This is a genomic window from Rhizobium sp. N731, assembly GCF_001664145.1.
GTDB classification, from domain to species: domain Bacteria; phylum Pseudomonadota; class Alphaproteobacteria; order Rhizobiales; family Rhizobiaceae; genus Rhizobium; species Rhizobium esperanzae.
Map to the genome: position 1 here is coordinate 211,543 of NZ_CP013604.1, position 23,972 is coordinate 235,514.

General features: G+C 58.0%; 22 protein-coding genes and 3 pseudogenes. 13 read left to right on the forward strand and 12 right to left on the reverse strand.

All coding sequences use genetic code 11. The features are described 5' to 3' along the window. The first annotated feature begins 22 nt into the window (after window positions 1–22). Window positions 23–4,705 (forward strand): Ti-type conjugative transfer relaxase TraA, encoded by a 4,683-nt coding sequence (gene traA, locus AMK02_RS24250; RefSeq protein WP_046977193.1) that lies wholly within the window; start codon window positions 23–25, stop codon window positions 4,703–4,705. Window positions 4,706–4,744: 39 nt separating this feature from the next. Here the strand turns inward: traA and rctB are convergent, their stop codons facing one another. Both rctB and AMK02_RS24260 read right to left on the reverse strand, forming a co-directional pair. Next, the gene (gene rctB, locus AMK02_RS24255; RefSeq protein WP_016737463.1) at window positions 4,745–5,215 is read right to left on the reverse strand and encodes an SMa0974 family conjugal transfer regulator; all 471 of its coding nucleotides are present in this window, start codon (window positions 5,213–5,215) and stop codon (window positions 4,745–4,747) included. Window positions 5,216–5,376: 161 nt separating this feature from the next. Further along, window positions 5,377–6,390, reverse strand: a complete 1,014-nt coding sequence (locus AMK02_RS24260; protein ID WP_016737465.1) for a class I SAM-dependent methyltransferase — start codon at window positions 6,388–6,390, stop codon at window positions 5,377–5,379. Between the two features lie 289 nt (window positions 6,391–6,679). Here AMK02_RS24260 and AMK02_RS24265 point away from each other — a divergent pair, with 289 nt between their 5' ends. The 4 genes from AMK02_RS24265 to AMK02_RS24280 all read left to right on the forward strand — a co-directional run bounded on the left by AMK02_RS24265 (window position 6,680) and on the right by AMK02_RS24280 (window position 11,132). Next, window positions 6,680–7,531, forward strand: a complete 852-nt coding sequence (locus AMK02_RS24265) for a helix-turn-helix domain-containing protein (RefSeq protein ID WP_157214064.1) — start codon at window positions 6,680–6,682, stop codon at window positions 7,529–7,531. Between the two features lie 70 nt (window positions 7,532–7,601). Further along, window positions 7,602–8,858 (forward strand): MFS transporter, encoded by a 1,257-nt coding sequence (locus AMK02_RS24270; RefSeq protein ID WP_064807218.1) that lies wholly within the window; start codon window positions 7,602–7,604, stop codon window positions 8,856–8,858. A gap of 2 nt (window positions 8,859–8,860) precedes the next feature. Next, window positions 8,861–10,267 carry a hypothetical protein gene (locus AMK02_RS24275; protein WP_016737467.1) on the forward strand — a complete coding sequence of 469 codons (1,407 nt, stop codon included), beginning with the start codon at window positions 8,861–8,863 and terminating at the stop codon, window positions 10,265–10,267. 379 nt (window positions 10,268–10,646) lie between these two features. Beyond that, window positions 10,647–11,132 carry a helix-turn-helix domain-containing protein gene (locus AMK02_RS24280; protein ID WP_018247165.1) on the forward strand — a complete coding sequence of 162 codons (486 nt, stop codon included), beginning with the start codon at window positions 10,647–10,649 and terminating at the stop codon, window positions 11,130–11,132. A gap of 71 nt (window positions 11,133–11,203) precedes the next feature. Here the strand turns inward: AMK02_RS24280 and AMK02_RS24285 are convergent, their stop codons facing one another. The 4 genes from AMK02_RS24285 to AMK02_RS24300 all read right to left on the reverse strand — a co-directional run bounded on the left by AMK02_RS24285 (window position 11,204) and on the right by AMK02_RS24300 (window position 14,840). After that, window positions 11,204–12,439 (reverse strand): CapA family protein, encoded by a 1,236-nt coding sequence (locus AMK02_RS24285; RefSeq protein ID WP_004668595.1) that lies wholly within the window; start codon window positions 12,437–12,439, stop codon window positions 11,204–11,206. Between the two features lie 81 nt (window positions 12,440–12,520). Further along, entirely contained in the window at window positions 12,521–13,363 is an 843-nt protein-coding gene (locus AMK02_RS24290) for a transporter substrate-binding domain-containing protein (RefSeq protein WP_011053397.1), read from the reverse strand. A gap of 57 nt (window positions 13,364–13,420) precedes the next feature. Continuing rightward, a complete protein-coding gene (locus AMK02_RS24295; RefSeq protein ID WP_016737468.1) occupies window positions 13,421–14,170 on the reverse strand; it encodes an ABC transporter permease in 750 nt (249 codons plus the stop codon). A gap of 4 nt (window positions 14,171–14,174) precedes the next feature. Further along, a complete protein-coding gene (locus AMK02_RS24300) occupies window positions 14,175–14,840 on the reverse strand; it encodes an ABC transporter permease subunit (RefSeq protein ID WP_016737469.1) in 666 nt (221 codons plus the stop codon). A gap of 242 nt (window positions 14,841–15,082) precedes the next feature. Between AMK02_RS24300 and AMK02_RS24305 the strand changes: the two genes are divergently transcribed. Both AMK02_RS24305 and AMK02_RS32290 read left to right on the forward strand, forming a co-directional pair. Then, the gene (locus AMK02_RS24305) at window positions 15,083–15,994 is read left to right on the forward strand and encodes a LysR family transcriptional regulator (RefSeq protein WP_029532418.1); all 912 of its coding nucleotides are present in this window, start codon (window positions 15,083–15,085) and stop codon (window positions 15,992–15,994) included. A 173-nt stretch (window positions 15,995–16,167) separates the two neighbouring features. Next, window positions 16,168–16,345: pseudogene (locus AMK02_RS32290) on the forward strand (IS630 family transposase); the annotation flags it as partial. A 209-nt stretch (window positions 16,346–16,554) separates the two neighbouring features. Here AMK02_RS32290 and AMK02_RS31425 read toward each other — a convergent pair. Beyond that, window positions 16,555–16,665: pseudogene (locus AMK02_RS31425) on the reverse strand (IS630 family transposase); the annotation flags it as partial. A 58-nt stretch (window positions 16,666–16,723) separates the two neighbouring features. After that, on the reverse strand, window positions 16,724–16,918 hold the full coding sequence (locus tag AMK02_RS30570; RefSeq protein ID WP_010068053.1) for a hypothetical protein: 195 nt from the start codon (window positions 16,916–16,918) through the stop codon (window positions 16,724–16,726). Between the two features lie 474 nt (window positions 16,919–17,392). Between AMK02_RS30570 and AMK02_RS24315 the strand changes: the two genes are divergently transcribed. From AMK02_RS24315 to AMK02_RS24325, 4 genes are all read left to right on the forward strand, one after another. After that, window positions 17,393–17,569 (forward strand): DUF3606 domain-containing protein, encoded by a 177-nt coding sequence (locus AMK02_RS24315; protein WP_004668584.1) that lies wholly within the window; start codon window positions 17,393–17,395, stop codon window positions 17,567–17,569. A gap of 884 nt (window positions 17,570–18,453) precedes the next feature. Continuing rightward, window positions 18,454–19,029 (forward strand): DUF5372 family protein, encoded by a 576-nt coding sequence (locus AMK02_RS32710; RefSeq protein ID WP_418314443.1) that lies wholly within the window; start codon window positions 18,454–18,456, stop codon window positions 19,027–19,029. Continuing rightward, window positions 18,915–19,253 carry an ATP-binding protein gene (locus AMK02_RS24320; RefSeq protein WP_418314444.1) on the forward strand — a complete coding sequence of 113 codons (339 nt, stop codon included), beginning with the start codon at window positions 18,915–18,917 and terminating at the stop codon, window positions 19,251–19,253. Before AMK02_RS32710 ends, AMK02_RS24320 begins: the two co-directional genes overlap by 115 nt. A 98-nt stretch (window positions 19,254–19,351) precedes the next feature. After that, complete coding sequence (locus AMK02_RS24325) at window positions 19,352–19,849, forward strand: helix-turn-helix domain-containing protein (protein ID WP_010005427.1); 498 nt, start codon at window positions 19,352–19,354, stop codon at window positions 19,847–19,849. Between the two features lie 26 nt (window positions 19,850–19,875). Here the strand turns inward: AMK02_RS24325 and AMK02_RS32300 are convergent. After that, a pseudogene (locus AMK02_RS32300) lies at window positions 19,876–20,047 on the reverse strand (IS66 family transposase); the annotation flags it as partial. 435 nt (window positions 20,048–20,482) lie between these two features. Between AMK02_RS32300 and AMK02_RS24330 the strand changes: the two are divergent. Further along, the gene (locus tag AMK02_RS24330; protein ID WP_010024976.1) at window positions 20,483–20,938 is read left to right on the forward strand and encodes a phasin; all 456 of its coding nucleotides are present in this window, start codon (window positions 20,483–20,485) and stop codon (window positions 20,936–20,938) included. Between the two features lie 263 nt (window positions 20,939–21,201). After that, a complete protein-coding gene (locus AMK02_RS24335) occupies window positions 21,202–21,501 on the forward strand; it encodes a hypothetical protein (protein ID WP_016737472.1) in 300 nt (99 codons plus the stop codon). A gap of 341 nt (window positions 21,502–21,842) precedes the next feature. Here the strand turns inward: AMK02_RS24335 and AMK02_RS24340 are convergent, their stop codons facing one another. From AMK02_RS24340 to AMK02_RS24350, 3 genes are all read right to left on the reverse strand, one after another. After that, on the reverse strand, window positions 21,843–22,088 hold the full coding sequence (locus tag AMK02_RS24340; protein ID WP_008536036.1) for a hypothetical protein: 246 nt from the start codon (window positions 22,086–22,088) through the stop codon (window positions 21,843–21,845). A 41-nt stretch (window positions 22,089–22,129) separates the two neighbouring features. Beyond that, the gene (locus AMK02_RS24345; RefSeq protein WP_004680432.1) at window positions 22,130–22,435 is read right to left on the reverse strand and encodes a hypothetical protein; all 306 of its coding nucleotides are present in this window, start codon (window positions 22,433–22,435) and stop codon (window positions 22,130–22,132) included. A gap of 526 nt (window positions 22,436–22,961) precedes the next feature. Next, the gene (locus tag AMK02_RS24350; RefSeq protein WP_004680431.1) at window positions 22,962–23,933 is read right to left on the reverse strand and encodes a hypothetical protein; all 972 of its coding nucleotides are present in this window, start codon (window positions 23,931–23,933) and stop codon (window positions 22,962–22,964) included. Between the last annotated feature and the right edge of the window lie 39 nt (window positions 23,934–23,972).

The following is a 23,972-nucleotide window of genomic DNA, read 5'->3' on the forward strand; positions in this document are numbered from 1 at the left end:
TTGGGCCAGTCTGGAGACGCCAGTGGCGATCATGTTCGTCAGAGCGCAGGTGATCAGTAGGGGATCGGGACGCAGCATCGTCTCGGCTGCCGCCTATCGCCACCGCGCCCGGATGATGGACGAGCAGGCGGGAACGTCGTTCAGCTATCGCGGTGGGGCGGGCGAACTGATGTATGAGGAACTGGCGCTGCCGGATGAGATCCCGGATTGGCTGCGGTCGGCGATATCAGGTCAGTCCGTCAGCAAGGCCAGCGAAGTGTTTTGGAATGCCGTTGACGCCTTCGAGACGCGGGCAGATGCGCAGCTCGCCCGCGAACTGATCATCGCGCTGCCGGAGGAGCTGACGCGGGCCGAGAATATCACGCTGGTGCGCGAATTCGTCCGCGACAATCTCACCTCGAAAGGAATGATCGCCGACTGGGTCTATCACGACAAGGACGGCAACCCGCACATCCACCTGATGACGACGCTCCGGCCGCTGACGGAGGAGGGGTTCGGGGCAAAGAAGGTTCCAGTGCTTGGTGAGGATGGTAAGCCGCTGCGCGTCGTCACGCCGGACCGCCCGAACGGCAAGATCGTCTACAAAGTCTGGGCGGGCGACAAGGAAACGATGAAGGCGTGGAAGATCGCCTGGGCGGAAACGGCCAACCGGCATCTGGCGCTGGCCGGACATGACATCCGCCTCGACGGTCGCTCCTATGCCGAACAGGGCCTCGACGGCATCGCGCAAAAACATCTCGGGCCGGAGAAGGCGGCGCTGGCGAGGAAGGGCAGGGAGCTCCACTTCGCGCCGGCCGATCTCGCCCGCCGCCAGGAGATGGCCGATCGGCTGCTTTCAGAGCCGGAGCTTTTGCTGAAGCAGCTCGGCAATGAACGCTCTACCTTCGACGAGAGGGAAATCGCTAAGGCGCTGCACCGTTATGTCGACGATCCCGTCGATTTTGCCAACATCCGCGTACGCCTCATGGCGTCGGACCAATTGGTCATACTGAAGCCGCAGGAGATCGAGGCAGAGACAGGAAAGGTGTCGGAGCCCGCGATGTTTACGACGCGGGAGATGCTGCGCATCGAATACGACATGGCGCAGTCGGCGCGGGTTTTGTCGGAGCGTCGCGGCTTCGGCGTTTCCGAGCGGAATGTGAAAGTGGCGATCGAAAGCGTCGAGAGCGGCGATCCCAAAACTCCGTTTCGGCTCGATGCAGAGCAGGTCGATGCTGTCCGTCATGTCACCGGTGACAGCGGCATTGCCGCCGTCGTTGGGCTTGCCGGCGCCGGCAAATCGACGCTGCTTGCTGCCGCACGTCTTGCCTGGGAGGGCGAGGGACACAGGGTGATCGGTGCAGCCCTTGCCGGCAAGGCCGCAGAAGGGCTGCAAGACAGTTCCGGCATCAAGTCGCGGACACTTGCCTCCTGGGAACTGGCCTGGGCCAATGGCCGCGATACGCTCCATCGCGGTGATGTGCTGGTGATCGACGAGGCCGGCATGGTGGCCTCGCAGCAGATGGCCCGTGTGCTGAAGATTGCCGAGGAGGCTGAGGTAAAGGTCGTGCTGGTCGGCGATGCGATGCAGCTGCAGCCGATCCAGGCCGGTGCTGCCTTCCGGGCAATTACCGAACGCATCGGCTTTGCAGAGCTTGCCGGCGTGCGCCGCCAGCGTGAGGCCTGGGCACGTAATGCCTCGCGGCTGTTTGCCCGCGGCGAGGTCGAGAAGGGCCTCGACGCCTATGCCCAGCAGGGCCACCTGGTCGAGGCGGGCACACGCGAGGAAACGATCGACAGGATTGTGGTCGATTGGACAGAGGCACGCAAACACGCAATCGGTCGCTCGATCTCCGAGGGCAGGGATGGCCGTCTTCGCGGTGATGAACTGCTGGTGCTCGCCCACACCAACGACGATGTCCGCAAGCTCAACGAGGCGCTGCGTGAGGTGATGGCCGGCGATAATGCCCTCGGCGAAAGCCGCAGCTTCCGGACCGAGCGCGGGGCGCGAAAATTTGCCGCCGGCGACCGCATCATCTTCCTGGAGAACGCCCGCTTCCTCGAGCCGCGGGCCAAGCACTCCGGGCCGCAGTATGTCAAGAACGGCATGCTCGGCACCGTCGTCTCCACCGGCGATAAACGTGGAGGTCCGCTGCTGTCGGTTCTGCTCGACAATGGCAATAAAGTCGTCTTCGGCGAGGACAGTTATCGCAACGTCGATCACGGCTATGCCGCAACGATCCACAAGTCGCAGGGCGCCACCGTCGATCGCACCTTCGTGCTGGCGACCGGGATGATGGACCAGCATCTGACCTATGTGTCAATGACGAGGCATCGCGATCGTGTCGATCTTTATGCAGCGATAGAGGATTTTGAGGCAAAACCTGAATGGGGACGCAAGGCGGGTGTCGATCATGCCGCGGGTGTGACCGGCGAGCTTGTCGAAACCGGCGAAGCCAAATTCCGGCCTGATGACGAAGATGCCGACGATAGCCCCTATGCTGACATCAGGACGGATGGCGGAGCCGTCCATCGCCTTTGGGGCGTGAGCCTGCCGAAGGCACTTGAGGAGGCCAGCATCATGGAAGGCGACACCGTGACGCTCAGAAAGGATGGTGTCGAGCGGGTCAAGGTCCAGATTGCCGTTGTCGACGAGAAGACAGGTCACAAGCATTACGAGGAGCGGGAGGTCGATCGCAACGTCTGGACAGCCAGTCAGGTCGAGACCGCTAGCGCACGACAGGAGCGCATCGAGCGGGAAAGTCATCGGCCGGAACTCTTCAATCTGCTCGTCGAACGCTTGTCGCGCTCCGGTGCCAAGACGACGACGCTCGATTTTGAGAGCGAGGCCAGTTACCGCGCACACGCTAACGACTTCGCCCGGCGCCGCGGGCTTGATCATCTCTCGCTTGCCGCCGCCGAGATGGAGGAAAGCCTTACCCGGCGCTGGGCGTGGATTGCCGCAAAGCGGGAGCAGGTGGAAAAGCTCTGGGAGAGGGCAAGCGTGGCGCTCGGCTTTGCCATCGAACGGGAACGGCGGGTCGCCTACAATGAAGAACGGAGCCAGACGATGGTCGAAGCGACATCCAGTGACGCGCGAACTGCATCCCACTCCGTCTCGGGCGCGAGCGCTGATGAAACACGCTATCTGATCCCGCCGGCTACGTCCTTTGTCAGCAGCGTCGAGGAGGATGCGCGGTTGGCGCAGCTTGCGTCGCCGGCCTGGACAGAGCGGGAGGTGATCCTGCGGCCGCTGCTGGAGAAGATCTACCGGGATCCGGATGCAGCGCTCGTCTCCCTGAATGCACTGGCGTCGGATATCGGGGTCGCAGCCCGCAGGCTCGCCGACGACCTTGCCGCAGCCCCTGGTCGGCTTGGCCGGCTGCGTGGCTCCGAGCTGATCGTCGACGGACGCGCGGCGCGTGAAGAGCGCAATCTCGCTGTCGCGGCCGTGAAGGAACTGCTTCCGATGGCCCGTGCCCATGCGACCGAGTTCCGCAGGAACGCCGAACGGTTCGACCTGCGCGAGCAGACGCGCCGCGCGCATATGTCATTGTCGATCCCGGCGCTTTCCGAGCGCGCGATGGCGCGCCTTATGGAGATCGAGGCGGTGCGCCGCCAGGGCGGGGACGACGCCTATAAGAGCGCCTTTGCGCTTGCCGCTGAGGACCGCTCGGTCGTGCAGGAGATCAAGGCGGTCAGCGAAGCGTTAACGGCCCGCTTTGGCTGGAGCGCATTTAGCGCGAAGGCGGATGCGATCGCTGAACGCAACATTGTCGAGCGCATGCCGGAGGACCTGACGGATGAACGGCGCGGAAAGCTGACGCGGCTGTTCGAAGCCGTGCGACGCTTTGCGGAAGAGCAGCACCTCGCCGAACGTCGGGATCGTTCGAAGGTCGTCGCCGGCGCCAGTGTCGATCTGGAGACGGAGAAGGGGGTGGGGAAGGAGAACGTTCCCATTCCCCCTATGCTCGCCGCCGTCACCGAGTTCAAGGTCCCCGTTGACGACGAGGCGCGATCAAGAGCTCTCTCTGCACCTCTCTATCGTCAGCAGCGTGTGGCACTGGCGAACGCGGCAACGACAATCTGGCGCGATCCGGCTGAAGTCGTCGGCAAGATCGAGGAACTTCTCCAGAAAGGTTTTGCCGCCGATCGCATTGGAGCCGCTGTGGCCAATGACCCGGCGGCCTACGCGGCCTTGCGCGGTTCCGACCGTCTCGTAGACCGGATGCTGGCCTCTGGCCGAGAGCGGAAAGAGGCTGTGGCGGCCGTGCCGGAAGCTGCAGCGCGCCTGCGCGCGCTCGGTGCGGCCTACGCCAATGCGCTCAACTCAGAACGCCAGGCCATCACAGAAGAGCGGCGGCGCATGGGGGTCGCGATCCCTGCTCTGTCGAAAGCTGCGGAAGAGGCGTTGGCGCGCCTGACGGCCGAGGCGAGGAAGGACAGCAGAGGGTTGAGAGTCTCCGCAGTTCCCCTCGATCCGGGCATTGGCCGGGAGTTTGCCGCTGTCAGCCGGGCGCTCGATGAACGTTTCGGTCGCAATGCCATCGTTCGGGGCGAGAAGGATCTTGTCAGCCGCCTGCCGCCGGCGCAGCGTCGAGCTTTCGAGGCGATGCAGGAGCGGTTGAAGGTCCTGCAGCAGACTGTCCGTCTGCAGAGCAGTGAGCAGATCACAGCGGAGCGGCGCCAAAGGGCTGCTAGCCGCGCTCGCGGCATCAACCTCTGAGACTCGAAGAAAAGCGGGGGGGTGGCGGAGCGGTCGAAGCTACTGTTCGTCCGTTCCGCAGCGGTCGTTGTAGAGGCGATTGCAGGTTTCACCAGATCGCGTGCCGTCTGCGTGAAGCCACTCTATAGCCCCCTCGGACACGGACGTGGCCAGAAACAAGCCTGCTTCCAACAGCGCGCGGATGCCACAGAATGTGACGAGGTCTCGCGCTGAGACCCTGAAGAACAAGCTTTCACTGGTCGGCCTTATGATCGCGCCTCCACCTTCGAAAGCTAGAAACCTGTCAGGGCCCACGGAGACGTGGGATTGGTAGAAGTCCTCGATTTGCGTGCAGATCTTGTCGGCAACGTGCTGCGTGCGCGAGAGAGCGACACACGCTTCGGCGACGTGTACGCACTTTGAAACATCTTCCTCACCCGCGATTGATGGCGCTCGTGGCAAGATCAGGTGCGCGTTGCCCGGCGGGCCTAGGTCAACGAAGTGACGGACTTCGCCAATCGATTTTTTCATGCTGTTCCTGCCTATTTGGAGAAAAAAGCTTTTCGAGATGGCAAAGCGTTGGAGGCTGCTCAACGTGATGGATCGCTTTCTGCTGACGCAAACGTTGTTCCAGTTGAGCTCGTGAAGACGTGACGCAGTCGCTCACGCGACGGCGAAGATGAGTGAGATTGCTAAAGGGTCCAGGATCGCCCCGATAGCCGCCTGGCTTCGGATTCCGGGTAAAGGCGGCAAGGAAGGTCCGCATAGACATATTCTGCTGGAATCGCGGGTGCGGACAGCTTCGATAGGAACAGGTCGAGATTCTCCCGACTGTTGCTGGAGACAAGCGTGTAGAAATTGCCGCTGTTCCAGGTGACGAATGAGTGTTCGAAGAACCGGCGTAGTGTTTCGCTCATCTTCGTAAGGGTAACTTCGTTTCGATCCATTCGCGTCAGCACCGTCTCTTCCTTGGCGCGAATATCTGACGCGCTGAAAAAGCGAGCTTTGAAACTATGGTCCTTCTGGCGTTCCCGCCGCCGATATTCCTCGTCGTCTTCATGCCTGAACTTCTCGACGAACATGAAGAGCCCGTCGGTCTTGAGATGCTGCGAGACGAACCGGATCTGATCGAAACGATTTGGCGAATACATCTGGAAAGTCGTGTCCTCGAGGATGATATCGAAACCGCTGCCAAATTTTCGGAGCTCCACGTCTTCTTGGATCCTTTGCGATGTCAGATGATGAAATGGTCCGTGAAAAAACATGGCGTGAGGAGGAACGCCATAGGCATAGAAGCTTCTGAGGTTCTCGACGTTGGGACTGCAGGACAGTGTTTCTATCCTGCCATTGCCAAGTTCGCCGATCACACGAGCCATCGTCCCCTCGGCTGTACCTAGCGTGTAGAGCTGCAGTTGACCCTTTCTGGCGCGCGCGTATTTGAGGATCGCGCTGCCTATGCGGCACTCCTCTTCGAGGCGATAGGGTATGCTGCTCAGGTAGTGCTTATCGAATGGACCTTGGCGCAGCGGATGAAGGGCTGAAAAGCGCCTGAACGTCATGTCCAATGGGAACAAGCGGCGATCGAGCTCAGGCGGACGGATAGGCATTCCAGCCTCACCGGATGCGGTGGTCGAAAAAAACTCAGTAAGCTCGTTAAGGCGAGGGGCGCGGTCGCACTCCTCGATGAAGTCGGCAAATTCACGCATGCGAAAGCCTGCCTTTCTCTCGCACCATCGCGTTTTCCGGGTTTCAGGAGGAAATCGCGCATCCCGAAAAGATTGTGCCGTCAGCGATGATGTCGGCAGAAGATGATCGCGAACGTCATGTTTTCGCATCCACGATTTTGATTGGTTTTCATGAAATTGACATGAAGTTCGACCTGAGGTTAAAGCCTGACTTGTTGACAACTTGGGGTGAGGTAGGGTCGCTACCACACCGGTTTTTCAGGGGAGCAGCTTTCGAGTGGGGATCATTCCATCAATTCACCCCGAGAGGATGAAAAAGTCACAAGGGGAGATCATTCTTCACCAGCAAGGCCTTTGGAGCCATGCCCGCGCAGATGTCGTTCGCCGGCGCAGTCTCGGGCGACAGGTTATCGACGTTGTCGCGGATGACCACCTGATCTTCCTCAACATAAGGGGTACGGCGGCATCCGGCGAAAATTTTGTGGACGGACGAAGAGTCGAGTTCAGTCCGCGTCCAGACGGCTCGCTTGTTTACATTCCGCCCGGTTGCCATTGGAGCGGTTGGGATGAAGGCGATGCTGAGGGTTGTTATCTTATGATAACCGTGACGCAGGATTTTTTTTCCAACCTCACGACCAAGCTCCCGCGCGTAGGCACCTTACGTCCGGAGCTTGGATTTAGAGATCTGCCAATCCAATGCTTGGCGCGGCAGATTGCCGGAGAACTTTCACACGACGATTCCGTAGGGAGTCTGATCGTTGAAGGGCACCTAGCGGCTATCTTCGGACTTCTGCAGCGCCGCTCCGGCACATCTGGCAGATTGTCTCGAGGAGGATTGTCTCCTACGGTTCTCAAGCGGGTGATAGGGCGAATTGAAGCTCACATCGATCGACCTCCGAGCGTGCGCGCTCTGGCTGAAGAGGCGGGATTGACCTACGAGCATTTTTCCCGCGCTTTCAAGCAGTCGCAAGGCTCGACGCCCTATGGCTTCTATAACCAGCGCCGCCTTGAACGCGTGACCGACCTTCTCCGCACGACTGCGATCAGTGTGACCGAGATCGCCATCGCCTGTGGCTACTCCAGCGGGAGCCACCTCTCGACCAGATTTCGCCGAGAGACGGGATTTTCCCCTGCCGAGTACCGGGCGCTCTGGAAAGAATAGCTGGTTCTGGACGAGAGATAATATCAAATTCATGAAAGCCGCCAGCTGTTCAGAAGAATAGCATGTCCCCATGAACCTGCCAGTAGGGAGTGTGGATGAAGTGGGCGCGACAGAAAGCAGCGGCATAGGGTATTATGCCTCTCGCGGCATCTATCTCTTCTGTGTTCTTGCGTCGGCCACCGGCCGCAATGTCTACTTTGTGCTGGCGGCATGGGTTGCGACAGATGTCAGCAAGAGCACGAGCGCTCTCGCCATCCTTTTGGCGCTCGGCAGTGCCGCTGAGTTGCTCACCAGCAATGTTGGTGGGGTTCTAGTTGATCGATTTGATCGTCGCTTCGTCTGTATCGCTTGCGATTTATCCAGGTTGATCCTCATATTTTCAACGGGTATTGGTCTCTCGTTCGGTGACCCACGTGGTGTTCTTTGCCTATCGTGGACCATCTTCGCGTTCATCGACAGAACCTATTCGACTGCGCTGCAGGCCATCATTCCAGACATCGTGCGTCCTAAGAACCTCACTTCATTCAATTCGGCGTCTTATATTGCGATGCAGGCGGGCAATCTCATCGCCGCTATCGTCACCGGTTACAGCTTAAACGCCATCGGGATGAATCTGACGTCGGTCTTGCCTGGCGCCTTTTTCGCCCTATCACTGTTGGGGCTGCTGGCACTGCTCGGCCGCCAGCCGCCTTCTCGTTCTCGATCGAATTTGCAGGCAAAGAGCATTCGTCGGATGGATCTGTTGCCGACGACCTTCGTCGTTCACCCATTGAAGACCATCGCCGTCATGTATGCGTTGACCTATGCGATGGGCATGCTCGTGAGTGTATTGGGCGCCGCATATGTCACCCGCGAACTCAAGGGGTCAGCGCTAGAGTTCGGTTATCTCGAGGCAGGTTGGGCCCTCGGTTCGATTGCGGGCTGTTCAACCCTTCTTCTCAGAAGGGCGCGTTCGCGACGACAAAGCATCCTATTCCAGTCGGCGCTCGCTGGCATTGTTCTGTTGGGCTTTCCTGTTTTCCAGAGCTTTTTCTCCGGGCTCGTTCAACTGGTGTTGCTTGGCTTCTGCTACAATGTCACGCGGATCCTGATCGATGTACGGGTTCAATCGACCGTTTCAATTGACATGTTGGGGCGGGCGCGAAGCCAGATCCACACGATCTGTGTTTCGATAGGGCTTCTTGCGTATGGCATCATCGGGACGATCGGAGACGCAATTCCACCTTCGGGGATTTTCGGCCTCTTCGGGGCGCTGATGATGACCGTCGCGCTCTTCTTTTACTTTGACATGGATCGGGGAGCGCCGGCGGAAAGCCGGTTCGTCTGAGGATGGAGACGTCGCCCAATAGCGACCTGGTTTCAAAAGGTGAGGTGTTGACCCTCATTTTTGAATTATTCCCTTGGTTGCGTCAGTTTGAGCAGGCATCGCTGAACGACTACGCAAAGGCGGCTTTCTCGGTTGGATCGGATCAATCGGGCTGCGTCGCGCGAAGCCAGGCAATGTCTCTATTGCGGTCACGCGTGGCGGCCGTCGCGCAACGTCAGGGTTATTCAGCAGGGGCCGTGACGCGCTTTCAAACCGAAATCGAAGTCGCTCCGGTGCTGCAGTGTGGCCCCCACCTCCACCTGTTGATCGAGCCTGACGCCTTTTACACCCATCTGTTCTCCCTGATGGGACTTCGCGCGCATGGCAGGACATCCTATATCTCCTACGCTTGCTCGACAGTGAAGTTCGTGGAACGCGGTCGCAAGGGTCCGGCCTGGCTCCACGTCGATGGCGATGCAGTCAATGTCTTCGGCCTGTCGCGCAGCAAAATGATCCCCTACAGCATTCTTGGCAGAAACGGCTGCTACAGATTCCATCTTCAAAACGTCGACAGGCCCGGTCATGACTCGGAGGCAATTTCCTGCTTGCGAGACCTTTTGCCTCTTGGCGAATTCCAGTCGGCGGCAGAGGCGATCAAAGCGGCAAATCTTTGCCTCTGGAAGCGGTATTCTGACAGCCAGGTGGACTTTCTTCAGCTTGACGATAGCGACGTTGCCGATCTGGTCGCGGACCACCTTTCCGATGGCCGGTCCTGGCTGCGAGCCTCGTTGATCGAGGACCGAGCATTCGCGATGCGCCTCATCCATTGCATCGATCAACTCGCTGACACGGCTTGGCGAGGCTGGCTGAAAAACTCGACGCATTTTTTCTGGGGCTGCATTGAAGGGCGGCTTTTTCCACTTTGGCTGGATGGCAGGGTCCTCCGGTCGAAGGAGACAGATGATGTCTGTGTTGAATTCTCGCCGCCAAGTCTTGTGGAGGCCCTGAGAACTGGCCGGATCGTTCCGAACCTTCTGCTGATGTTCATCGTAACGTCGATCCTGCCTGGCGTGCGTGTCCTGGGTGGAAGTCGGCATACGATCTATTATCCGTTGATGCGCTGGGCATTCTGCGAGGCGTTGAGGAACAACCATCGTGACACACAGCTTCTCAACGCACTGTCAAAGGACGAACGGCCGGGGGTTTGGGGCCATCGCATCATCTCCTCGCCGTGCGAGCCGTTTTCGCTGCTGAATGCAGTTAGCCGCGGGGGTATTGCAACGCTTCTCGAGCAGTTCGGCAAGATGAGCATTATCGACGCTTGCGGGCCCTTTTCCAGCTTCACCCAGGACCCCCTATGGGCGGAGCTTGCGGTGGCATACTCCTCCCGGAGGGTGGGCAGACACTCCTCGCAATGGGCGTTCCGCTGATCGCACCTCCTTTGGTTTTCTGTCCACTTTACCGCCCGAAGCGTGACCTCTCGCTTTTGAGACAAGTGTCCGCGCGTAAAGCGAAGCTATTGAATCTTGTAAAGAATTCGGTTGCGCGGCGGGCGGATTTCAACTAGGTTTCGCAGCGAGGCAGTACGCGCTGCCTTGGGGATTAGAACCCCCTGTTAGCGGTTGGTGTCGGCCGATTCGGCACCACACTCCTTGACCTTCGGTCGAGGAGCCTGTGGCGTATGTCCAGGTTCCTCGGAACTAAAGGCCACAGGGCCGTCTAGCACGGTGTTCTAACTCCCCGATCAGTGGGTTGAGCGAGTTTTCAGCGGGGGCGCACCGCGTGAAACTCTCCATCGGGGTGACCACCATGAAGCGCTATGTAGCAGCCCAGGTTCGGACTTCGAGACCTGCGCAAGCCAAACAGTCGGATGTTGCACGCGAGTCGGTACATCCAGTCGATCGGCATGTCGGACAGCAAATCCGTATCCGCCGAATGCAGTCGAATGTCTCCCTAGGGGATCTCGGCGCCGGCATCGGGGTGAGTTTGCAGCAGGTACAAAAATATGAAAGCGGTAAGAACCGCGTCAGCGCTTCGATGCTCTACGAGCTTGCCAATTGCCTCAAGATCCCGGTTTCGAGGTTTTTCGAAGGCCTTCCAGATCCCGAAACCACTCAGGGCCAGCAATTCATAACAGAGATCGATGGGAAGATTGCCTACATATCCACGGCGGAGGGACGGCGTCTGATAGACGACGTTTTGCTCCTTTCTCCGCGTGTGCGCAGCCGGGTCGTTGCCCTCGTCAGCTCGATTGTCGATGAAGAGATGGAAGAACACAAGGACGTTTCCCCATAAAAAGACCAACAAGAGCGCGGCCGCAAAAATTGGTCAGCGGTTCGTAGAGTTATCGCCGCATACTGCAGGTTCTAAAAAGCGATCTGGCCAACGTTCTTCTCTCGGTCAAGCACAGTGCCAAAACCGGCACTGCGGTCGGCAAGATCGTCAAGGATGTCTGCCGCCATTCTGCCATCGGCGAGCACAGGGAAGGGGAGGCGATCGCGTGCAGGATTCGATAATGCCTCGGTTCCACCGATCACAATCGGACGCAAGCGTACATTTTCCAGCTGTCCGCTAGATCCAAAATTGCAGGTCGCGATGACGCTCCTCCACACTTCCGGCGGGCTCCATTCCTGTTCGTCCTTTTCCGTATGGAAGAGGAAGTTGCCAAGGCCGTAGAAAATTGGCGTATTCCGATATATCTCAACCCCTTGAAGGACCGGAGCGCCATGGCTGACAAAGAGGCCTGCGCCCGCGTTAACGCAATCGTGCGCAAATTCGCGGACCCAGACGGGGACTTGCTGCCAGTTCGGCTCCCAATGGTGATGATGCAAATACACGATGACGAGCGTGTCGCGGCCCGCTTCTTCCGCGATCGCCGAAAGGTGAGCCCTGGCGCTGTGCCGGTCCATGACGATGCGGCGAGCGGTCTCATCTGATCTGCGAAACACGGTTCCATAGAAATCAATTTCGTCTTGGCCATGAAGATCAGGCGGATCCTCTGGCTGGGCATAATTCGCGCGCTCCAAGGGCGAACTTAGAAGACGCTCCTGAATGGAGCGAAGCAAGTTGAATGTTCCCGCTTCCAGGTCGAATACCCTGGAGACTTTCAGACTATTGATGCCGGGCCTTGCTATCCTGCCCTCAGTTGCGTCCTCGGCGTACATGAAAGACGGGCCTGGCCCGGCATCCATGGCAATCAGCGCGACATTTCGGGATCCGAACGTCATTTTCTGTGCCGTGGAAGCATGATGCTTGTTGTGGCCGATGCCGGCATGCAGGAAATTGTGTGCCGCAACCTCCTCCAGCGTCGAGAGGATCCCCGGCGGTCCAAGATCGAAAGCATGGTTGTTCGCCAGAGCCAGGCTATTGAAACCGAGCTCCTTCAACGCCGCCAAGACATCCGGCGCTGCAGCGCCGAAATAGCTGCCTTTGAGCGGCCATCCACCATGACGACCATAGATAGTCGTCTCGAGATTGGTGAAGGCAACATCGCTTGCTTTGAGGATCTCGGCGATCTCAGCGAGCCGTGGATCGCCGATCGTTCGAAGATCATGACGGATGAGCGACTGGCCGGTGACAGCAATGGAAAAGGGTGCGGACATATGGTCTACCTTCGATCTTTGGGACTGCCGACTGCTCACGCACTATGGCTTCGGGGGAAATGCGTGTCGGAAAGCCAGTGTCTAGTTCGATGTCTGCGGCGAAACATCGATCTTGAACCATTGCTCGCTCAGCCGCTTCAGGGTTCCGTCGCTCGTGGCGGCCTCGATGGCGCTATCGAATGCCGCAACCAGTTCGCCGTCATCTTGCCGGAGCCCGACGCCGACACCCGGGCCCCACAGGCCACCGGAGAGCCGCGGGCCGTAGAGCGTCGCAATCCCGCCATCCGTGCTGTCGAGGAAGGCTTTCCAGGTGAAATAGTCGGCAAGACCGCCATCGATGCGCTCAGCCACGAGATCGAGATGCATGTTGTCCTGGGAATCGTAGCTCCTGATCGTCGCGACCTTTCCGAACAGTTCATTGAGCACCGCTTCCGAATTCGATGATCGCAATACGCCCAAAGTTCTGCCGTTGAGAGCGGCTCGAAGCTCCTCGATCTTTGCCTGCTTTTCAGGGTCGATAGTTGTGAGGTCGAGCTCGGCCAACGTATCCGTGGGCGGAAGATTGAGATCTTTGCGTATGACAACTTGGTTGAAACCTCCGGCGTAGGGCTTGGAAAAAGCGATAGATTTCTTCCGCTTCTCAGTTATCGCCATCCCCGACATGATGGCATCGAACTTTCCAACGGTGAGCGCCGGTATGATTCCGTCCCAGTCCTGAGGCACGAAAGTGCACTCGAACTTCATCCTCCGGCAAAGATCGCGGCCGACGTCGATGTCAAAGCCGGCGAGCTCCCCTTGGGGGGTGATGGCATTCCAGGGCGGCGAAGCACCTTCAGAGGCGATTGTCAGTGTCTTCCTGTCCATTGCTCCCGCGTTGTTGGCGCAGACGACAAGAGACAGGGCAAGCAGAAGTGTTCGTTTCACGACGATGTTCCTTTCATTGCTGAGTTTGATTGTTGGCGTCCGGGATGTGGGCTGGCGTCAAGTTTCAGCCGAGGCGAGAGGCGGCTTTCCGTTCGCTCTTCGAGGTACAGGTTGCGCCGGCGGTGGACGGTTTGCCGTCGGCGTCCAACGCGTCTCCAGCATCTGGAAACCTTGCGTGATCAAGAGGGTAAGCAGCAGATAGAAAGCCCCCGCGGCAATGAAGACCTCGTATGGGGCGAATGTCTCCGACACCAGCTGTCGGGCGAGCCCGGTCACCTCAAGCAGCGTGATGGTGCTTGCAAGGGAGCTTGCCTTCAGCATTCCAACCACCTCATTTGCATAGGCGGGAAGAGCGATCCTGAGGGTCAAAGGGAACACGATAAGACGGGCAGTGTGGAAACGGGAAAGGCCCAAGGCTTTGGCCGCTTCAATCTGCCCACGCGGGACCGCCTGGATCCCGCCGCGCAGAACTTCTGTCGTATGGGCGGCGCTGTTCAGGGTGAAAGCAATGAAGGCGCACCAGAACGGCTCTCGCATCACGGCCCATAGAAAGCTTTGGCGGACGAGGGGAAGCTGGCCAATCCCGTAGTAAATCAGGAAAAGCTGAACCAGAAGTGGCGTGCCGCGGAACGCATAGGTATATGCCAGCACGGGCGCGGAAGCCCACGGATTTGATGATGCCCGTAGGAAGGCGAGCGGGACCGAGACGGCGAAGCCTGCGGCAAGCGATGCGAATGTCAGAACCAGAGTGAGAAGAAGGCCGCGGGGAAGGGTGAGAAACGCTTCAAGCGCGATGGTCATGCTCATTGCCTCAACCTTTCATCGCCGGGAGCGAATAGCGGCGCTCCAATAACCGGAACGAAAGAAGGGACAGGCTTGTGAGGGCGAGGTAGATTGCAGACGCTGCGAGATAGAAGGGGAGTGGAGCGCGCAGTGAGCCTGCGCCTATATAGGCGACGCGCATGACATCCGTCAGCCCGACGACGGAAATCAGCGATGTATCCTTTATCAAGGAGATGCAAAGGTTACAGAATGCCGGCAGAGCGATCGGGATCATCTGGGGAATGATGATCAGAAACCAAATCTGCGCGTTCGAAAGCCCGAGCGCCGCTGCAGCCTCTCGTTGGCCTGGTGCAACCGCGTTGATCGCACCACGGAATATTTCCGCGGCGTACCCGCTGAACACGACGGTCAGTGCCGCGACACCGGCCGCAAATGCATTAATCTCGATGTAGCCACCGGCAATCGCGCTCAAAAGGGCGGTTCCGCCGAAATACGTCAGGAGGATGATCAGAAGTTCCGGAACACCCCGGATGATGCCCGTGTAGGCCCGCATGCACGATGAAACCGACTTACGGGTCGAGTTGCGGAGAACGGCAATAAGCAAACCTAATAGGGTCCCGAAAGCGCAGCTCAAGGCAAACACTAAAAGTGTGTTCTTCAATCCAGATAAAAATTGATCTACAAATGCGTACAATGCAAGTCTCCAATATTCTTGCGAGCGCACCGAAATAGGAAAGGTATTCTCCCGACATATACAAAGGGCTTGCCGAGATTTAACCGAGGGTAGATTGGATTTATTAGCTTAACCGGCGCTCTAAGTTTGGCGTATGTCAAAAATATACTTTGACTTGCCGCCGTCAATTTATAAGATTCAGGAAGTTTTGATAAGCGCAGCTTATGAGGCGCGTCGCTCGACCACGATTGAGATTCCCGGCCATGGACGTCACCGACTCCGGAGTGAAGATCCGCCACCTTCAAATATTGCGGGAGGTTATGCGCGCCGGCTCGGAAAGGCTCGCAGCGCAGATGTTGCGAATAACCCAGCCGGCGGTCAGCCAAAACATCAAGCAGCTAGAGGAGACTGTCGGCTTCGCGCTCTTCCGCCGGGAAAACAACAGACTGGTGCCAACCGTCAAGGCATGGGAATTTCTACGCACAATCGACGCGGCGTTTGCCGGACTTGATCGGATCGGACCGTCAATCGACTTCCTGCGGAACAACGATACGCGAATGATCGGCATCGCGGCGCCAAGCGCTTTCTCCTTCGCGACCTTGCCGAAAGTGGTCAAAAGGATTCGGGAGAGAAGCCGCTCTTACGCCGTTCAGGTGAAATCAGGAACTTATGAGCAGATTGCAGATCATGTGTTAAACGGCCGCTCGGATCTTGGCATCTCCCGATTGCCTCTTGATGAGCGCATTCTTGATTGGGTGCCCGTCGGCTCGGCCACCAACGTATGTCTTTTTCCGGCCAACCATCGATTTGCGGCACAGCAGCTTGTCACTGCCGAAGATCTTGCTAGTGAGGCGATCATCGATATCGACCCGCAAATTGCCTCTCACCAAATGAGCGTCAATGCCCTTCGATATATGGGAACCGCTCCTGACATCGCCGTGGAATATGACGCCAATGGCCATGACATTGGCTATGTCATGGCAGGGGCCGGCGTTTCGATTACGAACGAGATCATTGCGAGCGAATATGCTGAATTCGACGTTGCATTCCGCGAATTTCAGCCAGGGGCAACATATCACTACGTCGTCGTTTGGCAAAAAGATCGAAAGCTGAGTGATAGCCTAAGATTTGCATTGGAAGAGATAGTCGCGGCTTTGACAGATCGGGCTGCTTGACGATCGCATCGAGGTATGACCCTCGCACCGTAAAACAGATGTTGCGAGTTCATGCTGAACCGCGAGTTGTGCGCGTAAGCTTAGAGCGGGATGATTTTAGGTAGACCCGTGAGAAGGATTCCCTATGACGCAAATCAGATTCATCCTTCTGGCCGGTCAGGAGGCTGAGCTGGATGGCGAGACCTGTTTCGAATAACCGCGAGAAGTTGTAGAAGCGGTGATACAGGAGGGGTGTGGTGCCGGGCGGCGTCCAAGCGCTTCCGCATTGGCATCAGCATCGCGATCGATTGGGTGCGGCGCGTGACGCGACGGACAGCGCAGCCCGGCAGGATGAGTAGCCACAAGCCGCGAACGGCGGTGGCTTACCTAAGCCACCGAGCAGATAGTTGCGCCATATCGTAGAAGAACATCGCGACAATCGGAACTGCGTCGGTTGGCAGAAGCGGACCGGTTGTTTGTGCGATCATTGGTGCCATGTTCTCTTTAAGTGATTCTGCAGTTATCTTAAAATGGCGGATGACACTTCAATTGGACGCAATATCGACTAGAGCAAATCCTGTTCAATCCGGCTCATATCCAGCAGCCCTGAAGTAGTTTGCGCATTCTGTCGGCGTGAAGCGGAGCATCAATGCGCCTAGGACGTCCCATAGAGCATCGATCTTTCGTTCCGCGCCCTCCGTGGTTGACTGCGGCCCCTAAACCGGGACCGCGTGCCGGTGGCGACGGAAGCTATGAGATCACATGCTCAATGCGCTCGAGGTGGTGCTGAGGCACGATCTGAAGGGGTTCCTCGGCCGCTGCGATTTCCTCGACCGTAAGTCCGGTGGCGATGGCCAGGTCCTCAAGGCTGTAGCCCTTCGCAATCCTGGCTTCGCGGCGACGAGCGGCTGCGGAGGTGTTGTCGGCGGTAGCAAATTGATCCATTCCAAACTCCAAATCACGTTGATGTAGCGGCTGAGGGGGATCTGTCCCCGATGGGTTGGCTCCTTCGTGGTGCCGACTCGGTCAGAGGTTAGCCGCAACCTGCCGAGCCGCTTGGTTTCTCTTCGCAGACGACGCTCTTGCGTGGCTTCCGCCGCGATCTTGTTCTGCGTTCGGATGCCGAGCGCTCCTGCATTAGCGCTGTTGTTCTAGTCCTGCTTTCTATGACAATCAATCCATGGGTTTGCTCATAGGCACACGACGAGCCGTACCAACTGCCTGGGAAGAATTGTCCGCTACTGATTAACTGCGGTCGCAGATATGCCTTGCGCGATCTCATCGTCGAAGTGAACCATCTCGCCCGAGGCCATGTGCAGCGCGTCCGCGACATCGCCGAAGCGCGCCTCACCATAACGGAGGCCGGAACTTATTGAATCGGCGCCCGTTCGTAAGGACCGACATTAGGAGGATCTCACCATGGCAACCACATCCAAAGCCCGCAGCCAGGATCGTGCTCGCGTCGCAGGTGGTCAGGATCACGAGGTGAAGTACGAAGCCCGGAAGGAAGGCATTTCCAAGGAAGCGGTGAAGAAGACCGTGAAGAACGTAGGCAACAGTCGCAAGAAGGTCGAAGCCGAACTCGACCGGCACTAATCCGGGTTGGAGAGTTCAACCGTGAGGGTCCGCAGCCATAAAGTCAGCGGCGGAAACAGCCGCTGAAAGTCTGGCTCCGACGGATCATAACGCAGCGGCGGAAGGCGCCTGACTGCAGGAGTTGACGACCCCGCAGGAAGCGTTTCGGAGCAAGGCTATCGAAGCTGCGGGATACAGCGCCGTCGAGCAAAGCCAAAAGTATTGGGACGCCGGAGCGTTTCTTGCAAGGGGCGGAGCCGCATCGCATGAGGAAGGGGCTGGCGAGCGAACCCAACGAGCTCCAAAGTCGCGATACGCGACGGCGTCGGCTGACTTTACCTGCAGAACAGAATTCAGAGGCCCACAGACCGTGGGGCACCGCGTGCGGACGCCGGTCCCGACCGGTCCGTTCAATCGACTTCTAGAAGCTGCCATCCCGTTTTTGGGACCGGCCAGCATCGTCGATCTTCTCGTGCTCACTGCGCTGAATAGGAAGCGCGGTCGGTATTAAGCCATTCTCCCGTAACGCCAAAGGCGAGCGGCGGAGCGCCGATCAATCGCCCGAGTCGGGTCTCCAGTGTTTGAAACGATGCTCAGGGAAGCGGTCGACGTGAACCTCGCTTAAATCCTGCGGAGTATTCCATTGCCGACATGCCAGTCGATCAGATCCCGAAACAGGCTTAGCGAGTGCCACGTGCATCGTCGTCCCGATGTGGACTGTAGACTAGCTTCCTGCATAGGGCGATGCGATCCTGAGTTGCGTTCATGTGTCCTCTCCTTCGCGACGGAGAGACCCTAAGCTATGCCGACTAGGCGGCTGCTATGGTGCCGGAAACGTTGGCAAAGTCGGTTAATCGGCATAGTTTGCTGGTCAGTATAAACGTGCTTTTGCCGCGCGCGGCAAAATGCAGTTTGAAGCAGCGTCGCGATCGTCGCCCAAGTCCTGCCGCCGCCTTCCGAGCCGGGTTCATAATGCCGGATTTCCGACGTTTGAAGCAAGGGTCACCTATCCCTTCCATCCACTGGTTGACCAAACCGTCTTGGTAACCGGCAGCCATGAGCACGAAGGCGTTCACTATCTGCTCATTCTGGCACACGGTGGTTCATTTCAAATTCCGGCATGGATGTTTGATCCTGCGGCAAGTTCGATCGAGATCGTAGCTGCGCCGCGCCTTTCGGCAACCAAACTCGTTGAACTGCGCGCCAAGCTTTGTTGCCTAACTATTCCGTTGCGGTCGCTGCGGTCGCCGATTGCACATTCAATACTCCGGGAAAGGCGGCGCAGCGATATGTTTGTCGCGGCACGTTCGGCGCCATGGCGGTCGGCAACTGTATCGGGTTCGGCGGCATGCGGGTCGATCGGGCCGTGGCGCAGGAGGTGCTCGAGCGATTGCAACCTCTGGGAATCGAGGCGGCCTTGCGGGCAATGGAGGCGCACACGCAGCGTCATAGCGACAATCAACAGCAACTCGAGAACTTAATCAAGCAAGCACAATACGAGGCTGCCAGGGCGCGCCGCCAGTATGATGCTGTCGATCCGGGCAATCGGTTGGTCGCCGGCGAACTGGAGCGGCGCTGGAATGAGAAGCTGATCCTATTGCGTGATCTCGAGGTCCAGTTCGAGATGCTCTCGACCGACCGTAACACGCCTGCTTTATCGGCCGACGACCGTACAAGATTGATGATGCTCGGTAGCGATCTATAGTAAGGCATGGCACAGGTCCCGACGCGTCTATCGAGACACGCCAAAAGATCATTCGGCTGCTGATCAAAGAAATCATTGTCGATACCGTTGACGACACATTGGCGCTCGTCATTCATTGGCAGGGTGGCGATCACACCCGGATGACGGTGAAGAAAAACAAGATCGGCCAGACCCGCTGGGCAGTTAAGGCTGATGTTGTCGATCTCGTTCGCAACTTGGCGAGGCAGTTGCCCGATTTGTCGATCGCAGCGATCTTGAATCGATCCGGCAAGCGGACAGGGCATGGCGCCAGCTGGACGCGAAGCCACGTCTGCAGTCTTCGCAACATCCACGGCATCTCCGTCTATCGAGAAGGTGAACGGGCCGAACGCGGTGAGAGAACCCTCGACGAGGCCGCCGACATTCTAAAGGTGAGTCGAGCTACCGCCTACCGGATGGTCAGCAGCGGTGTCCTTCCCGCTCGCCAGTTATGCACCGGAGCGCCGTGGATCATCCAGCTTTCCGACCTTCAACACGAAACCGTGCGCCGCGAAGCCGATGCCAGGCGATCCCGGCGTCCGATATCTCAGGATCCGGTTCAAAATCCTCTTTTATAGACATCATCAGATGAGGAGTATGTCGCGCCCTCGTCACCTTCAGCAAACAGGCTATTTTTTCTTAACGCCTGGGGCTTGATTGCCCGCTCAACATGTGGAGTCCACTTCGACGCGGCCGTCTTTCAGGAAGCGCTCGAAGATATCGCGGCGCGATATGGAATAGCGGAGAGCTCCGCGAGTTTTGATTTTCCGGGTAACGCCCCTTAGCCACGAACAGGCACATGATCCTTGGCGCGATTTGAAGTCCACGTGAATTCCCTTGTCCCCAGCGCAACCGTCGACATTTCTCGCAAATGTCGGGCATCCGCCACTTTTGTCAGGTTTGTCGTGATTGGAACGTTTTGTTCGCCGGTCTCTCCGTCAAATACACATCAACCTGCCCTCAACCCGCCCATTGATAAAAGAAAATCATCTTCTTGGCGCGTCGGAGCAGTTGGCATGGTGTTTGCTGATCCCTGGTTACAAGCGGCAGAAAGCAGTCTGCATTATGCCGGTTCATGAAACGAACGGAACGGAGGCCACCTGACCGTTCGTCATCGGATCCGCGTTCTACCAAGCGGCCATGCATCCGCCGGCGGAAGGGTCAATCCCGATGTCACAGCTTGCAACCAACTCAAAGAGAAGGAAAATGCAATGACCAAGATTTCCGAAAGATCCTTTGAAACGATCGAAAACCCGGGGTCATCGTCGCTCAAGGTGCCAGATCAGTTCGGCGCATCTGTTGAAAAGGGGAACAAGAAGGTGACAGAGGCTTTTTTGAAATTTGCGTCCGGCGCTGAAGCGACACAGAAAATGCTGCCTCCGATCCTCGAAACGACAAGTCTATTCGGCAACGAATTGTGGTGGAAGACGATCGCTGCACTGCAGGCCGACGCCGAGGCCAGCTTCTCACATTTGCAAGCTTTGCTGGGCGCGAATTCGCCGTCGCAGATCCTCGAACAGCAGTCGACCTTTTTCCGCAAGCGGGTTGAGACAAGTTTGCAGCACGCCAAGGAAGTCCGGGTGCTCTCAAGCAGGGCGGTGGAGGAAATCTCAAAGCCGGTCAAGGATGCTTTTGACAAGGTGCTGACGGACCTCAAGGCGACGTAAAAGCGGACTCGCACTTAAATCGCCTGGACTGATCGGGGGCGGCCTACCTTATTCATGGACGGAAAAGATGGTGACGGGGACCATCAGGTCGGGAGAGAGCTGGAAAGTGTGTCCTGCGATCTCGATAGCTCCAGCTAACAAGCTCCTGAAAACGGATCGCGGGCGGCCGGCGTGACATATTGGACGGTTTGAACTGGCGAAGAACCCACCATCTTGGTATCTAACCGCGTAGGCGGCAGGGGGCAGGGGGCAGGGAAGTGGTAATGGATTCACGCAGGGACATAGCCGAGCGGGTCATCGCGCGTTGGAAGGCGCGAGGAATCCGGATCGATGAAGACCCGGGTTTCATGGAACTGGTCGCTCTTTGGACGGCAGGGTCGATTGCGTCCGGTGAAATGCGCCGCCGGTATTCGGCGCTCCAGCGCGAGCGGTCGCTGTCCAGGTCAAATCCACTTGATGTGTATCCCTGCGACGAAGGGGCGGAGGTCGATCATCGATCGATTGCGATTCCAGACGACGAACCAGATGAACGGGGAGGTCTCGGACTGCCGGCGCAAGGGTGACTCTTACAAAGGGCTCATCACGCACCATTTCCTGGCGAGCGCGAACTTCACGAAACAGCGGGTCGACAAGCGCTGCGTCGCGTTGTGCATATTCTCGGGAAGAGTCCGAAAAATCCTTGCCACGAGCCGCAATGGCTGGCGGCTCAGCAAGGTAGAAGGTGAGGAGCGGCCGGCGGTACTGAGTCGACATCTTTATCAACTGTGGGCGTGTCGGCTCAGGGCATCTTCAAGCATGGCAAGGCGGTCGCTGCCCGCTATACAGGGTGCATCGCTAATGCCGAGCTTGTCGGCACATCTTCAACGCTGAGTCCCTCAGTCTCGTGCGCCCAGCGTCCGACAAGTTATTGTCTTCCATGGGAGTCCGGCTTGCGCAAATTGCCCCCGATGAAGGTTGGTCCGCCCGGGTCTTCCGCATGGAAAACGCGCGTTGCCTCAAAAACGCCGGTGCGCCATGCATAGGTCGTATCGTCGATCATCTGCGGCAAGACCTCCTGGTTTGTCGGACGGCCATACCATTTGGTGACGATGCGGGCGACTTTGGCGACGAGCGCGGTACTCATGCGAAGGTTCGAGTGTGCATCGAACATCTCCGGCGCCAATAGCATCGAGACCTCGTTTGGGCGAAAGGTTATTCCTTTGCTGCAAAGCCTAGCTCAACGCGGCTGACATCTAAGATCGCCCGAAGGACGTCGATGCCGAATTTGAGGCTTTCCACCTCGACATCCAGCGAGATGCCCTCGGTGACTGTGCCTTTTGCGTTAGCGATTACCACCTCCTCCAGGTCTTCGAACCACTGAGGACTGTTCCCTTTGTGAAGCTTCGATAGTTCCGCAATCGCGACACTAAATGCCGATTGGACCGCGATTAGAGCGGCGCCGAGCTTTCGTTCGTCTACACCCGAGATGCAAACAATGGGGCTGTTTTTCTCATCCATGGGCTGTTCCTCTGCTGGCTCGCCACGAAAACTCTATTTCAACTAATAGGCGACAGAGTCGTCGATCGCCGACGAATGCAAATAGGCCCGTAGGCTGGAGTCTCGGGTAGTTAGATCAACGAATACGCGATGCTGGGGGTGGACCATGTGGAAATGGTGGATGCGCTTGAGGCCTGTTGAAATCTGGGTCCAGCTTCCGAACGTTCCAACCGGCGGCAATGCCTCTAGGCCGTACGCGTCGCACCTCCTGGTACGCGATAGCGGGTAATCCTTTGTACGAACTGGCTCGCATGCAAGGTCGCCCGAAGGACACAAGTGCCGAGCCTGGGCTTTCCGGCCATAGTCTTCAGTGAGACGTCTGTTGCTTCCACAACTCAACATATTCCGGCGAGCGGCATAAACCTGCAAACTCATTGTTTTTGATCCGCACGCGTCATACCTGGCCTGCACCCCACCGCCATGGCTTCGGCAAAAGGCCTTTTACTCAAAACGCAGGGACCTAGTTTGGCCCGTTTGTCAGGCAGCATCACAAAAAGATCTGCGGAAGGCTCGTCCCGCTTTGCGCGCTCAGGTGCGCCCGCAGTCGATCTGGCAGCGGATTGTTATTCAGGTACACTTTGCAATGAGGCGGAAGCTGCGACAGAATGTACGGCAGTGCAGTTCGCCCGTCGCCAAGTCCTCTCAGGTTGTTTCCACGAACGCTAAGCTCCTCCAGCCCCCTCGGCAGGTTAGGGGGCAGGTGGGTCAGTTCATTACTGTCGGTGCTGAGCCACTTTAGGGTGGCCGGGAGGTCCTCGGGTAGGCTAGTCAGTTCATTGTGAGGGACTTCGAGCCTCGTGAGCTTTGCAGGAAGGCGCTCGGGCAGGCGAATTATATTATTGAGTTCGGCGCGGAGATCCGTCAATTCGAGGGGGAGATTCTCCGGCAGGTGCGCGATTTCGTTGCGGGTGACATGAAGCTCCCTGAGCTCAGGCGGCAGGTTATCGGGCAAACTGGTCAGCCGGTTGTGGTTGACGTAGAGATACTTTAGTCCGGAAGGAAGCTCGTTCGGCAATCTGGTCAGCCGGTTGCCGTCGACGTAGAGCGTCTCGAGCATGTCCGGAAGAACCTCAGGCAGCGTGGTCAGCTGGTTGTCGCAGGCAGAGAGCTTTCGCAGACCGGGCGGGAGGTTGTTGGGCAGCCTGCCCAACCGGTTGTCATTGGCGTTGAGCCGCTGGAGGCCGGCCGGTAAGGTGGGGGGCAGTGCCGTTAGGGACAGCGATGTTAAGTTCAGGGGGGCACGAAAATTGCGGGTTTCCGTCCAGGCCTCGATCCGTGCCATTGCCTCGTGCCGGTCCTCGTCCTGCTCCTGCTGCCCGTCTTCCGCCCAGGCCAGTAAAATTTCTTTCAGTGCCGCTTCGCCGGACGAGGAGCCAGTCAAGCCTTCAACCCAGTTAAAGGTGTCTTCACCGCCTTGTTCGGAACTATTGCCAACACCCCCCTGCCTTCTGCCGTACATTGCGTCGTTCCTTAGGTCATTGCGTCACTGCTGATGTTA